General features: G+C 39.3%; 12 protein-coding genes. 7 read left to right on the top strand and 5 right to left on the bottom strand.

Annotated features, from left to right (window positions below; all coding sequences use genetic code 11):
* Window positions 1-2: 2 nt before the first annotated feature.
* A complete protein-coding gene (locus IPI99_06165; GenBank protein ID MBK7340094.1) occupies window positions 3-713 on the bottom strand; it encodes an outer membrane beta-barrel protein in 711 nt (236 codons plus the stop codon).
* A gap of 146 nt (window positions 714-859) precedes the next feature.
* Between IPI99_06165 and IPI99_06160 the strand changes: the two genes are divergently transcribed.
* The 6 genes from IPI99_06160 (at window position 860) to phoU (ending at window position 6371) form a co-directional block, all read left to right on the top strand.
* Window positions 860-1924 carry a hypothetical protein gene (locus tag IPI99_06160; GenBank protein ID MBK7340093.1) on the top strand — a complete coding sequence of 355 codons (1065 nt, stop codon included), beginning with the start codon at window positions 860-862 and terminating at the stop codon, window positions 1922-1924.
* Between the two features lie 237 nt (window positions 1925-2161).
* Window positions 2162-3130, top strand: coding sequence for a PstS family phosphate ABC transporter substrate-binding protein (locus tag IPI99_06155; GenBank protein MBK7340092.1), 969 nt, complete (start codon window positions 2162-2164; stop codon window positions 3128-3130).
* 9 nt (window positions 3131-3139) lie between these two features.
* Window positions 3140-4030 carry a phosphate ABC transporter permease subunit PstC gene (pstC, locus tag IPI99_06150; protein MBK7340091.1) on the top strand — a complete coding sequence of 297 codons (891 nt, stop codon included), beginning with the start codon at window positions 3140-3142 and terminating at the stop codon, window positions 4028-4030.
* Complete coding sequence (pstA, locus tag IPI99_06145; protein MBK7340090.1) at window positions 4023-4895, top strand: phosphate ABC transporter permease PstA; 873 nt, start codon at window positions 4023-4025, stop codon at window positions 4893-4895. Before pstC ends, pstA begins: the two co-directional genes overlap by 8 nt.
* A 9-nt stretch (window positions 4896-4904) precedes the next feature.
* Window positions 4905-5657: a phosphate ABC transporter ATP-binding protein gene (locus tag IPI99_06140; protein ID MBK7340089.1), complete on the top strand. Its 753-nt coding sequence runs from the start codon at window positions 4905-4907 to the stop codon at window positions 5655-5657.
* A gap of 33 nt (window positions 5658-5690) precedes the next feature.
* Window positions 5691-6371 carry a phosphate signaling complex protein PhoU gene (gene phoU / locus IPI99_06135; GenBank protein ID MBK7340088.1) on the top strand — a complete coding sequence of 227 codons (681 nt, stop codon included), beginning with the start codon at window positions 5691-5693 and terminating at the stop codon, window positions 6369-6371.
* A 39-nt stretch (window positions 6372-6410) separates the two neighbouring features.
* Here phoU and IPI99_06130 read toward each other — a convergent pair whose 3' ends face one another.
* The 3 genes from IPI99_06130 to IPI99_06120 form a co-directional block, all read right to left on the bottom strand.
* A complete protein-coding gene (locus tag IPI99_06130; protein MBK7340087.1) occupies window positions 6411-8273 on the bottom strand; it encodes an ABC-F family ATP-binding cassette domain-containing protein in 1863 nt (620 codons plus the stop codon).
* An 85-nt stretch (window positions 8274-8358) separates the two neighbouring features.
* Window positions 8359-8619: a 4a-hydroxytetrahydrobiopterin dehydratase gene (locus tag IPI99_06125; GenBank protein MBK7340086.1), complete on the bottom strand. Its 261-nt coding sequence runs from the start codon at window positions 8617-8619 to the stop codon at window positions 8359-8361.
* A 37-nt stretch (window positions 8620-8656) separates the two neighbouring features.
* Window positions 8657-9694 carry a M42 family metallopeptidase gene (locus IPI99_06120; GenBank protein ID MBK7340085.1) on the bottom strand — a complete coding sequence of 346 codons (1038 nt, stop codon included), beginning with the start codon at window positions 9692-9694 and terminating at the stop codon, window positions 8657-8659.
* Between the two features lie 332 nt (window positions 9695-10026).
* Between IPI99_06120 and prfA the strand changes: the two genes are divergently transcribed.
* The gene (gene prfA / locus IPI99_06115) at window positions 10027-11097 is read left to right on the top strand and encodes a peptide chain release factor 1 (protein ID MBK7340084.1); all 1071 of its coding nucleotides are present in this window, start codon (window positions 10027-10029) and stop codon (window positions 11095-11097) included.
* On the opposite strand, the gene IPI99_06110 is transcribed toward prfA, so the two are convergent.
* Window positions 11094-14294 carry an ATP-dependent helicase gene (locus tag IPI99_06110; protein ID MBK7340083.1) on the bottom strand — a complete coding sequence of 1067 codons (3201 nt, stop codon included), beginning with the start codon at window positions 14292-14294 and terminating at the stop codon, window positions 11094-11096. The genes prfA and IPI99_06110 overlap by 4 nt on opposite strands.
* Window positions 14295-14520: the final 226 nt, after the last annotated feature.

Below are 14520 nucleotides of genomic sequence, written 5' to 3'. Positions count from 1 at the left end.
ATCTAAAATAAGACACCTATCCTGAAGTCGATATTGTAGATGGTTCCCTTGGAATCTTCCTTGCTTCCATCGAAATACCTTCCACTGTCATCGGTTATGTCAGTGATACTCTGAAAATATCTAATCCCTGCGATAATAGCCAGATTGTCTGAAAGAGAATATTCTGTCCCTATCCCGGCAGCCCAAGAAATGTTCAGAAATGCGATTTCCTTAGAAATATTTTCCTTGGTCGAATTATTGATATTTTTATCAATAGAACCCCGTGCTCTTGATTTAAGTCCGATCGAAAACTCCGGAACATTCGCATAAAATCGCCATTTTCCAAATGGATCCGTTCTCATTTTAAATCCGAAAGGTATTTCTGCATAATTTACCCTATATCCCAGTACAACTCCATTTGACAATGAATCTTTTTTCGGGATGCCCAATTCTGCTTCAGACCATAGATTTCCACCTTGGGCAAAACTCAGTTTACCCCCTTGTAGAAAACTCAAACCCAAACCACCTGTGAAAGAGTATCGATCATTGAGCAAATATTCCCCTAGAACATGCATTTTGAAGCCCAAATTGGCTCCATCAGAAGTAACTTTAGAGTCATTTGATCCCATCCAACTCAAATTCGGGCCAAGAATAAAGCTTACTTTTAGATTTTCGAATTGAGCTGAAGCTGCCAAAGGCAGTAAGAAAAGTAAATAGATTACAACTTTTTTCATCTGTTTGATTTTATAAAGAACTGTAGTTATTTAAATATTTCATTGCATTGCATTCGCCATTTTGTAGACTGCAATGTGTAAAAATTGTTTGTAAAAAGAATCGTTTGATATAAAAAGAACAATTTGTTCGCAGTTTAATACCGCATATGGCACAAACATACGACTTCAAACTCTTGTTCGCCTGGATTTTTGTGGTGGGCTTTTCTTGTAACCAAAACCAAAGGGCAAATGTTCCAAATGTGAGTAGTATAGATCCACAAACCAGCTGGTATCGATCTGAAGAACAATTTTTCCTAGGTAAGGAGGATTCCTTAAGCTCTTACCTGAATGATTGGCAGAAAACACAACCTGAGTTCTATAAATTGTACTTTGGAAACATTCTAGGTTTTGATCGAAAGGTTGACCCCAAAGACAGCTCTTTTACCGGAGAATTGAGGAGACTCAGACATGACAGTCTCACTGAAAAAGTGCTTTCACTGATTCAACAACAGTACGGTAATATCGAAGATATTAAGGAACAAATCGATCAAGGTGCCCGATTCATGAGGCATTATTTTCCCGGATCTCTCCCTATTCATTTTTATACGATGTACAATGAGTTTTCTGTTGGAAATTTCATATTCGCTCCCGATCAAAAAACAGAAGGAATTGGTATTGGTCTGGATTTTTTTCTCGGAAATGCCATTCATTACAAGGATCTCGATCCAAGAAATTCTGCGTTTTCTGAATATATCACACGCAGTTTTAACAGGGACCATGTAGCCAAAAAAACCTGGGAGATATGGGTGGAAGATAAACTGGGGACCGAAACAGGAGCTAAATTTATTGATAATATGATCCAACAGGGTAAGAAACTTTATATACTTTCCAGAATATTACCCCAGGCACAAGACAGCGTATTGTTTGAATTCAGTGCTTCCCAAATGAGATGGTGTCAAGAAAATGAAGCCAATATTTGGTCATACTTTTTGAATGAAAAGCTGATGTATGAAACCGATCGAATGAAATTTATTAAGTACGTGGATTACAGTCCTAATTCTCCCGGTATGCCAAAGGAAGCACCCGGTCGAACCGGATGCTTCATAGGATATCAAATCGTTTCTTCTTATATGGACCGACATCCCGGTATTTCTTTGCCGGACTTAATTGCTGAAACTTCCCCTCAAAAGATTTTGGAAGAATCAAAATACAGACCTCGAAACAGTAAGTAAATGTTTCCTTCTTCATAAATGGAGGACTCTCCTCTTTTAATACTATTTCGCAAGGCCAGAAGGATGGCTCCGCTGCATTGCAATAAGAATTAATATTTACTTAATATTGGAAATCGGGACAGCTGCATGCATCCCAATACCTTTGCAATGAATTATCAGATAACGGTAAAAACTTATTAGATTCTGATACTACATTTCGAAGGAATTATCATTCAAACACAAATTAACTTTCATTTCATGAAAAACGCTTTACTCGCATTAACAGCAGTTATGCTGTTGGGAACTGCATGCAAAAATTCAAGCCCTGAATCGGGTGCTTCAGGAAGCAAAACTCAATCGATCACCATAGACGGTTCGAGTACGGTATATCCCATTACAGAAGCTGTTACAGAAGAATTCAATAAGAAATTTCCAAATGTCAAAGTAGCTGCCGGGCTCTCAGGTACAGGCGGTGGATTCAAGAAATTTGGCAGAGGCGAAATTGATATCAACGATGCATCCAGAGCAATAAAACCTGCTGAAGACAGTCTGGCAAAAGCTCATAATATAGAATATTTAGACCTATTGATCGCATATGATGGATTAGCAATAGTGGCAAATCCTCAAAATACCTGGTGCAATGATTTTACTGTAGAAGAACTCAAAAAGTTGTGGGAACCAGCTGCACAGGGAACTATCAAAAAATGGAATCAAATCAGACCTGAATGGCCAAATGAAGAAATCCATCTCTTTGGCCCTGGAGTCGAAAGCGGAACTTATGATTATTTTACAGAAGCAATTGTAGGCAAGAGTCACTCGAGTCGTGGAGATTACACTGCCAGTGAGGATGATCATGTATTGGTGCAAGGTATCATGAATGATAAGCTAGCATTAGGATTTTTTGGACTGGCTTACTACGAAGAAAATATGAATAAATTAAAACTCATCGGATTGGATGATGGAAAAGCTGAAAACGGTGCCGGTGCAATAAAACCTTCGATCGAAACAGTTAAAAATAAAAATTATGCCCCACTCGGCAGACCACTCATGATCTATATCAATAGCAAAGCTGCTGAAAGACAGGAGGTCAGGGATTTTGTTCAGTTCTACTTTGAACATGTGGAAACATTGGCCAAAGAAATAGGATATGTTCCACTGACCACTGAGGAAATTAACCAGCAACATCAAAAATGGGACTCTTTTGTCGCCAATATTCAAGTGAAGTAAGGAGCTATTATGCTACTCAAGGGAATTAAAACGAAGGAAAAATTAATTGAAACATTTCTGCTTGCATGTGCAGCAGTGAGTGTACTGACCAGTATTGGAATACTGTGGGTGCTCTTTACTGAGTCTATGATTTTCTTTCGTCATGTTTCTATCGTTGAGTTTCTTACAGGGACAGAATGGACTCCGCTTTTCGCAGAAAAAAAATTTGGAATCCTACCCTTGGTATCAGGTACAGTATTGACTTCTTTGATTGCCATAGCAGTCGCCTTACCCCTTGGTCTGACTATTGCGATATACATCAATGAATATGCCCCGAAATCTTTTCGAAGAATAGTCAAACCTGTCTTAGAAATACTGGCCGTGGTACCTACCGTAGTCTATGGCTATTTTGCTCTCATGGTCGTCACACCTTTCCTGCAAAAGTGGATACCCGGAATGTCCGGATTCAATGCCTTATCTCCAGGAATTGTGATGGGAATTATGATCATTCCCTTTATATCTTCTTTGAGTGAGGACGCCTTATTTGCTGTCCCCAAGTCTTTGAGAGAAGCTTCCTACGGATTAGGCGCGACAAAATTTCAGACTTCATTCAAAGTATTGCTTCCCGCAGCATCATCAGGCATCATCATGTCAGTGATACTAGCCATTTCTCGAGCCGTGGGAGAAACCATGATCGTGGCCATTGCTGCAGGTCAGCAACCCAGACTGACAGCAAACCCTCTGGTACCTATTGAGACCATTACCACGTTCATCGTTCAGGTGAGTCTTGGGGATGTCGTTCAGGGTTCTCTGGAATACCAAACCATATTTGCAGCCGGGATAGCGCTTTTTGTTTTAACATTCGCGTTGAACAATCTCAGTTTTTGGATGAAAAAAAGATTGCAGGAAAAGTATGAGTAAATTGTCTAAATCGAACAGTTCGACATCTATGATGATGGATAAAATGTTCCGCTACTTTGGTTTGGCTTGCACGTTTTTTGCATTGATGATACTCGCTTTTTTTCTCATCAAATTATTGAGCGAAGGGGCATCAAGAATAGATTGGACTTTCCTAAGTTCATTTCCTTCAAGATCCCCTGAAAAAGCAGGAATCATCGTACCTCTTGTTGGATCCTTTTACATACTTGCCTTGACCTTGGTCATTGCTATTCCTCTTGGTGTATTTTCAGGAGTATATCTGGAAGAATATGGACGAAAATCAAAGCTCAACGCATTGATAGAAATCAATATCGCCAATCTGGCAGGTGTACCATCGATCATTTACGGACTACTTGCATTGGAAATTTTTGTGAGGTGGCTTGGATTAGGAAAAAGCTTACTGGCCGGTGCACTTACACTTTCTCTCCTCATTCTGCCTGTCATCATTGTGGCTACAAGAGAAGCCTTGAAAGCTGTGCCAAAGACCATTCGGGAAGCATCTTACGCACTTGGAGGAACAAAATGGCAGACCATACTGCATCAGGTTTTGCCGGCAGCCTCAGGAGGAATTCTAACAGGTGTGATCCTTGCGATGTCCAGAGCAATTGGCGAGTCAGCTCCACTCATTGTCATCGGAGCAATGCTTTATATATCTTCACTACCGAGTACACCACTTGACGATTTTTCGGTGTTGCCCATCCAAATATTCAACTGGTTGTCCAGACCACAACCGGGCTTTATTATCAATGCATCTGCTGCAATCATTATTCTTTTGGTCATTATTTTGATCTTGAATGGATTGGCAATTTATTTGCGTAACAGATGGCAAAAAAAAGTTAACTGGTAATGATTTTATATGACAAAACTGACAGCTGAAAATATAGACGTTTACTACGGCTCTAAAAGGGTGATCCATGATGCCAGTCTTTCGATAGAGAGCAACACTGTCACTGCATTCATCGGGCCTTCCGGATGTGGGAAATCTACTTTTTTAAGATGTATCAACAGAATGAATGATTATATCGAAGATTTCCGAAAAACAGGTGTCATCCGAATCGATGGGAAGAACATTTATGATAAAGATGTCATAGTAGAAGATTTGAGGAAGAGAGTTGGGATGGTTTTTCAAAAACCAAATCCCTTTCCAAAATCAATATATGAAAATGTTGTTTATGGGTTGAAAATCCAAGGAGTTCGCCAAAAAAGTCAACTGGACGAAATTGCCGAAAAATCTCTCATTCAAGCAGCACTTTGGAATGAGGTCAAGGATGAATTAAGTAAATCCGCTCTCTCACTTTCAGGAGGACAACAACAAAGATTATGCATAGCGCGTGCACTGGCTGTGGATCCGACGATCCTGCTAATGGATGAACCAGCGTCTGCCCTCGACCCGATATCTACAGCAAAAATTGAAGAACTCATATACCAACTCAAAGAAAATCTTACGATCATCATTGTGACACACAATATGCAACAAGCAGCCAGAGTAAGTGATAAGACGGCATTTTTTTATTTAGGAGATCTGATCGAATTCGACCAAACAAAAAAAATATTTACCAATCCCAATAAAGAGCTCACCCAAAACTATATCACAGGCCGCTTTGGTTAAATGGATTATCATTGAATACAAAAAGAAAGGAATATGAATCATCTCGAAACTGAATTGCAGGAACTCAGACAGACCACTGTGCAAATGTGGAATCTTGTCATTTCTCAAATTAAAAAAACCAGGATGGCATTGCAACAATTCGATTCTGATATTGCGAGAGAAGTAAATGCTACCGAGAAAAGAGTTAATGCCATGGAACTGAAAATAGATCAGGACTGTGAAAATATTATAGCATTATTCAATCCTGTTGCAATAGATTTGAGATTTGTTCTGGCTATATTAAAAATAAATAATAATCTCGAAAGAACAGGTGATATCGCTCAGGGGATTGCCAAACTCGTCATCCAATCCAACGCTGCTTTTGAACCTAATTTAGTAGCACAGAGCGAAATTTATCGCATGATGGACGAATCCATTGAGATGTTGGAGTCCTTGTTAAAATCCTTTGAACAAGAGGATTCACAACTTGCAAGAACAATTTTTGCAAGAGATGAAATACTTGATGTTATTAACCGCAATGCGAATGAAAAAATCGCAGAATACATTCGACAAAATCCTGAGAACATTGAACAATCTTTGAATTGTCTTTCCTCTATCCGAAAGTTGGAACGAGTAGGAGATCAGTGCAAAAACATCGCTGAAGAAATCATTTTCTATCTGGAAGCCAAGGTGCTCAAACATTTGAAGAAAAAATATAAAATAAATCCTGAATAAAAATATTTGAGTGCGTTCATTATAGGGGCAAATATTCTTTTATTCCATCTCAGCGAGTTCCATCCATCTCATCTCATTCGTATCGATAATACGTTGAATTTCTATGAGTCTCTTATTTAGATCGCTAATGCGATCATTACTCATTGTTTCTTCTGAAAAAAGCAGAACCAGTGCATCTCTTTCTTTCATTAGTTTTTCATTCTCAGCTTCTATTTTGTTCATTTCTTTTTTAAACTGATTGCTGAGCTTGTTATTGCGTGGCCTCTCGACTTTAGGTTGATCCACAGGAGGGTCAGAACTTGATACAAGAGCTGATGTTTCTGCTTTTAAAGACTCTCTATATCGGGAATAATTTCCGGGAAAATCTCTTAGTTGACCATCTTTTTCCAGAACAAAAAGATGCTCCACAATCTTGTCCATAAAATACCTGTCATGGGAAACAATCACTACTACACCAGGAAAATCAAGCAAAAATTCTTCCAATACATTGAGTGTGATGATATCCAGATCATTTGTAGGCTCGTCGAGGATGAGAAAATTAGGATTACTGATCAGCACTGTGAGCAGATAAAGTCTCCTTCTCTCCCCTCCGCTGAGTTGGGAAACAAAAACTTGCTGTTGAGGTCTTGGAAATAAAAATTTTTCCAACAATGATTCGGCTGAAAGTTTGTGTGATTTTTTTAATGGAATATAGTCAGCGATTGACCTGACGACGTCTATTACTTTCCTGTCTTCATCCAGGATCAATCCATCTTGCTCATAATATCCGAAATGGACTGTTTCACCGATAATAATTTTGCCCTGATCCGTTTTAATTTGTCCAGTAAATAATTTGAGTAAAGTTGTTTTTCCCGCACCGTTGGGACCAACTATACCCACACGATCCTTAGGTTTAAATTTGTAAGAAAAACCATTGATGATTTTTCGATCGGAATAGGACTTGATAACCTGATGCAACTCAAGCACTTTTGTACCTAGTCTTGGGGTCTCGATTTCAAATTCTATTTCGCCAGGTTCCTTTGGCCCTTGTAAACTTTCTTTGACATCATAAAACTGATCTACTCTGGATTTGGACTTGGTCGTTCTGGCCTTTGGCATTCTTTGCACCCATTGCAGTTCTTTTTTAAGCCATTTTTCTGTTTTGTCTTTTTCAACTGCTTCATTGAGTTGCCTCAGCGCTTTCTTTTCAAGGTAACTTTCATAATCACCGATATACTTGTAAAGTTGTCCACGATCCAGCTCGAGAATGACATTGCAAACTCTATTTAAAAAATATCTGTCATGCGTCACCATGAGCAAAGTAATCTGCGATTGATCCAGGTATTTTTCCAACCACTCTATCATTTCAAGGTCGAGATGATTGGTGGGCTCGTCCAGAATCAGAAAATCGGGTTGGTGACAGAGAGCATGAACAAGTGCGAGGCGTTTTCTCTGACCTCCTGAAAGTTTTCTCACAGGAAAGTTAACATCCGGAAGATTGCACCTACTCAGTAGCTCGTTGATATTCGTTTCAATCTCCCAAGCCTTACTTTCCTCCATCAGGTGTAAAGCTTGCTCTATTTTTTGGGGATCATGGGATGCTTGTGCTTCATGGAGTGCTTTAAGCGGTTTTAACCAATGTTCGTCAGAATGTAGCAAAGATTCCAATATGTTGCCTTCATCCTGGAGATTGGGCTCCTGAGCCAAATAAACTGCTTTGATATCCTTATTGATCCAATAGTCAGCTTTTTCACCTTCAGGTGTGTCTATCCCGGCAGCTATCCGGAGCAAGCTTGATTTTCCACTTCCATTGCGAGCAATGATTGCAACTTTATCACCCTGATTGATCAATAGATCGATCTGATTGAAAAGCAGCTTTTCACCGTAAGACTTACTTATTCCTTCGAGCTTGAGATAATTCATTCAGCAGACTATGAGTGCTCAAAGATAGCGGAGTATTTGTAAGATTTGCGGACCTTCAAAGCGATTCAACTCCTGGGACTATGATTCACTCAGGTCTCGCTTCGATTTTATAGCGTCGGTACGTTTTTTCCATCTTGTCTGCAAGCAACTTATCCTTATCTGTAATGATACCACCTGCACTATGTGTGTTTAATTGAACATCCACTTTATTCCAACTATTTGACCAATCAGGATGATGATTGGTTCTCTCACAAAACATAGCGACTTCTGTCATAAAGGCAAAGGCTTCAGTGAAATCTTTGAATCGAAAACTTGCACATAGTTTGTTGTCCTTCTCAACCCACATAATACTTCATTGATTTTTATTAAGACTGATTACTGAATCAGAACGAAAAATCATAGCTGTCTATTTTTATCATCGCTTCAAGGCAAAGGTCAATAGTATGTCTGACGTCATTGCGATTTACCATTTCAATGACTTGGTGAATATGTCTTGTTGGAATTGAAATGGCTCCTGCAATACATCCTCCGGCCGCTTGTTGCACTACGCCGGTATCTGTTCCCCCCGCAGGAAGAAGTTCGGGTTGCCAAGGTATCCCTCTTGCGACAGCACAAGATTTGAGAAATCGGATTAGCCTTTGGTCACAAAGTACGCTGGAGTCCATCCACTTAATAGCTGTACCCTGACCAAGCCTGGTGACTACTTCATAAGATTGTGAGCCCGGCACATCAAAAGCAATTGTAGTATCCAGATTGATCGCATAATCTGCCTGGACCCTGTGAGCTGCTACCTTCGCACCACGCAATCCGACCTCTTCCTGCACACTAAACACTGCATAGGTGTCCAGGGAGGGTTCTGAAATTTCGAGAATTGCCTGGAGCAGAGCATACACAGAAATTCGATTGTCCAGAGACTTTGCATTGATACAATCTCCCATTTCAATCAGCTCTCTTTCTCTGGTGATCGGATCTCCCACTGAAATGAAATCTTCAAGTTCTGTCTTCGTCAAACCGGTATCAATAAAATAATCCTTGATGGCAGGGACTTTATTGCGCTCCTCGGGAGACATCAGGTGTATGGGCTTGCTACCCATGACTCCGATAATGTTTTTCTTACCCTGGATAATAACTCTTTGTGCGGTAAGTGTCTTTGGGTCAAAGCCGCCTAGTGGCAGGAATTTGACGAATCCATCATCATCTATATGCTGGACAATAAATCCGATTTCGTCCATATGAGCGGAAAACAAGAGCTTCTTTCTACTGCGACCTCGTTTCATCGCAATGATATTTCCCATAGGATCCACTTCAAGATGATCTACTTTACCTTCAAGCTGAGATAAAATCAGATTTCGGATCTCATTTTCATAACCGGGTGCACCCTGGGCTCTGCAGATATCTGAAAGCAATTGAATGTTGATCATTGCCCAAAGCTAAACAATATCTGATTATTTCATCCAAAGTCTATAAGGCACCGGCATTTCAAGCAATTGTTCAGGTACCCGGAAAAGCTGAACATTGTTAAATTTTTTCAGGTGGTACTGATTGAAAACCAAAATTTGGAGCTTACATTTTAATCCATTCAAATGATCTGCACTACTAGAAGTAAACAGAGGCTTTTGAATGGTTTTTACATTTTGTCCAGCAGTGAATGAATAGGATAATGCTGGAGCGAAATCACCTTACATCCGTTCCTTAGTTCGACAGGCAAAGAAAAAAATTGTAGGTTTGCGCCGCCATTTCTATTTCTATGGATCTGATCAAAAGACTGCAAGCCGTGTACGAGCGATACCAATACCTTGAAGAAAGGATGTCAGATCCTTCCATTGTATCCGATGTGAAAGAATATACGAAGATCAGCAAAGACTACAAAGACCTGCTACCGATCATCAAACATTATGAAGAATTCAAAAAACTTGAAAATGACATCCTTGGCGGCAGAGAAATGATGGATTCAGGTGATCCGGAGATGGCAGATTTAGGTCAAACTGTTCTTCTTGAAGCTAAAGATCGACAGAGCGTATTGGAAGATGAGTTAAAACTCATGCTCGTGCCCAAAGATCCCGAAGATAGTAAAGATGTCATTTTCGAAATACGATCGGGCACCGGAGGTAACGAAGCGAGTTTGTTTGCTGGAGACCTGATGCGGATGTACAGCAGGTATTTTGATATGCAAGGCTGGACTTATGAGGTGCTGTACGAAAATCTTGGAAGTGTAGGAGGGTATAATAAAATCGTTCTGGACATTTCTGGTCAAGATGTATTTGGAAAACTTAAATTTGAATCCGGAGCTCATCGAGTCCAACGCGTTCCGGATACTGAGTCTTCAGGTAGGGTACATACCTCCGCAGCAACTGTCGTAGTCATGCCAAAACTGGAAATGGAAGACGTAAACATCAATAAAGCTGATCTCAGAGTTGATACATTTCGCTCCAGTGGAGCAGGCGGTCAACACGTTAACAAAACGGAGTCCGGCGTTCGTTTTACGCATATTCCTACAGGAGTGGTGGCTGAAAGCATGGACAGCAGGAGCCAACACAAAAATCGTGAAATCGCTTTTGGCCGATTACTACAAAAAATCAAAGATGCTCAGGTAGAAAAATATGAAAATACCGTGGCAGCAGCCAGAAAATCGCTGGTTGGATCAGGGGACCGCTCTGATAAAATCAGGACTTATAATTTTCCTCAAAACAGATTAACTGATCATCGTATAGGTCTTACACTTTATAATCTGTCAGACATCATGGAAGGCAATATTGAAGAAATTATTGAGGCATTGCGTGTGGCAGAAAATATGGAAAAACTCAAAGGCGAAGATCTAGATTAATCCTCGTCAAAAGTCTCATCCAATTCCGAATCATTTTCATTAATAATTTTTGCATCCCCCAAATCTATGTACTGACACCACCTGCATTCCGGCTTACCGCAACCTGGATTGAAAACTTTATTCTTTATTTTTTCGTATACGTCCACAACCATAGCTCCTACTATTTCTTTTTCCGAAGATGTCAACATGATTTCTGCCTTCACAAATTCGTCTTCCTTATTTTTATTGACAAAGTAAAATGCTGAAGAAAGGTATTTTCCAGAAAACTCTTTGAATTGGTCGAGCAATAATCCATAAAAAATCATTTGCCGCCAATATTCTCCTCCATGTGGAAGATTATTCTTGATCGGACTGGTTTTCTCTTTTACTTTTGAAGAATTACCCGTTTTGTAATCCACGACCTGACACTTATCCCCTAATATATCTATTCGATCTAGTTTTCCACTGACGGGAACACCCTGGTAATAAGCTGCGCTAATTGGCTTCTCAAAAAAACGCTCTTCCTGTTGACTCCACTCCTCAATATAATATGCTACAAATGGGAATAAAGTTCGTTTGCCCTCGTCAAGATAATGATCCCATTCTTTTGGTGAAAAATGTGAACGATACTTTTCCATACCAATGACAAAAAATGAATGCAGCTGATCTTCATCCAAAACACCTTCTTTGAAGTATTTCTTTCCATAAATTTCCAAGGCATAATGTACTGCATTACCATAACCCAATACCGCAGTTCTGGCTGCAGGTATTTTCAACACCTTTTCATAATAAAATGATACCGGACATCGAATATAGCTATTGAATGATGTTGGACTGAGTCTGAAATTTTCAAGGAATGAATTGTATTTTACTTCATCAGAAAGGTCTATTTTCTTGAGATCTTCGGACAATTTAGAAATGACCAATTGTCCCAATTTGAACTCAGTAGTCTGGTCTACAATACTTCTGTTAAGATGATCCGAGGCATCCAAATCCACCAAAAGTTCTGACATCTGGGATTTGGATTTTGATTCATGATCTTGGTGATATGAAATGTAAAGTTCCTTTTTGGCACGTGTCATCCCCACATAAAATAGTCTCCGGTTTTCTTCTCTAACTTCAGATTTTTCATCTTCGGTTGATTCCTTGACTGAAGCTGATTGCTGCGAAGACCAAGCGCTTGGAAGTTTGAATTTTTTGTCAGGCCCTTTATCCCAACTTGAAGTGACGACATCCGGAATAAATACCTGCTCATATTCGAGACCCTTGGACTTGTGCACTGTAAACAACTGCACTCCTGTCCGATTGCCAATTACTAACTGCAATGGCAGTGTGATATTGTGTTGCACCATCAACTCCACCATTTGCAAAAAAGCTACCAAATCAAGGTCTGGATTCTTTGCAGATTCATTTTTTACCATTTCAAAATAGCTCTGCATTATATCCAATCTCAGGTATTTATCTTCACTTTTTATGGTGTGAGAAAGAATATGACAACTGTGAAATATTTTTTCAATCAACATCTGCAAGGTGAGGTCAAATGATGACTTCACAAGCTCCTGCATGATTTGTACAAAGCTCACAAACTCTGATATACTCTCTGTACTCAAGCTTTCCTTGAGTGTAGAATCAGTGACTAACATACTCTGCAGATCTGATGGAGATTTGTTTTCTGATCCCTGTAATGATATTCTAAAGCTCTGATGATGCCATGCCAACTTCGAAATGGAATATTGGTTGATATTAAAGTAGGGAAAATGCATCATCTCATAAAGCAAATCATCATTCTGTAGTGGATTTCGCCTTTCTTCTAAAATGAATTTTAAAACTAGCTGTATATGTTTGATCAGGGATGTTTTCAAAACATTCAGTTCCTTACTTACTGAACAAGGAATTTCCCTGCTTTGCATGTAAGAAGCATATTTTTCTGCACCTATATTTTTACGGAATAGAACGGCAATTTCTGAAGGAGTGGTTCCGGCTTCTATCAATCGTTCTATCCGATCCACAACTTCCACCATTTCAATATCTGGTGAGGAATAAGAAGTCAAATTGACCCGGGGCCCTCCTGCCAATCCTTCACCCCTGGATTTTAAGTTTTTACTAAGGTGAGGGATTTGGTTGATTAACCTTTTCCTGTTGGGTGTTATGAGCAACTTTGCAGCATCCAAGACAGCTTGAGTCGATCGATAATTGTCTTCGAGGACGATCAGCTTAGGATGGAATTTATCTTTGAATTCCAGCATATTGTCCATTTTGGCTCCCTGAAACCTAAAGATCGCCTGATCATCATCACCCACTACAAAAATGTTGGGTTGTTGATCGAATGACAATAATGAATAGAGTAAATCATTCTGACTTCCATTCGTATCCTGATACTCATCTACCAAAATGTAGAGAAACTGTTCCTGATAACTTGCCAAAAAAGCATCATCCATTTTAAATTTATCCAGAACCCATCTGATCATGTCGTAGTAGTCATAGAGTGATCTTTCAGCCATTTTTTCATCTATGCGCAGGGACAATCTGCAGAATGATCTGGTTCTTTCCCAGGAAGCTCTGGCTTTATTGAGTTTATTTACATTGAGATCTCCTATTTTGAAGGGCTTACGATTGATCTGGTACTGAAACTGTGGATCGTCGGGAGCATTTTTTTCTTCCTCATCCAGTAATGCAATGATGTCATTTGGATCCCAGTTTTCTTTTTTTCTCAGTTCGTGAAACTGCTTTAATCTGTATATATTATTTTGATTGAATTGCTGCGAATGATAGAGTATATCTTCCGGTGACAATTCATCGAAAATTTCTTCGAGCAGTTCAGCATATTCCAGGTCTGAGACTTTCTCCTGACCATCTCGGATTCTAAACTCATCGGGATGATCTTTGATGATTTTATTGCAAAAGCTGTGAAAAGTAAAAATACCCACTGAATATGCATCACTTCCAATAAACTCGAGCAAGCGTTGTCTCATATTCATCGCTCCGGAATCTGTGTATGTGAGACACAATATACTTCTTGGATCAGTATCCGTCTTTCTGAGAATATTTCCAATACGTACAGAAAGAATCTGTGTCTTACCGGTACCGGGACCCGCTATTACCATAACAGGACCCTCAATACTTTCTACAGCTTCACGCTGCCTTGGGTTTAGTCTTGTATACGCTTTATCAAATTTTACTTTGTTTAAAGCACGATCAGATACTGAGAAGAGATCCATAATAATCAAATAGTCTTACAAGTTGAAATAAAATAGGCAATCACATCTATAAACGTTAAAGGATCAATGAAGTTTGTGCGGTAAATCCTTCTCGACATATTATTTTAAAAAATATATTAAATATTTATTGACAATTCGTTGTATTTTTCTTAACTTTGAAAATAGAATACTAAAAAGTACTGCCTATGGTTCAAAAAGAATAAAGCAACACAGTCGATTCCCAAAA

It is taken from the genome of Saprospiraceae bacterium, from assembly GCA_016710235.1.
Lineage (GTDB): Bacteria > Bacteroidota > Bacteroidia > Chitinophagales > Saprospiraceae > Vicinibacter.
This window is presented reverse-complemented; position numbering and strand designations above follow the sequence as displayed.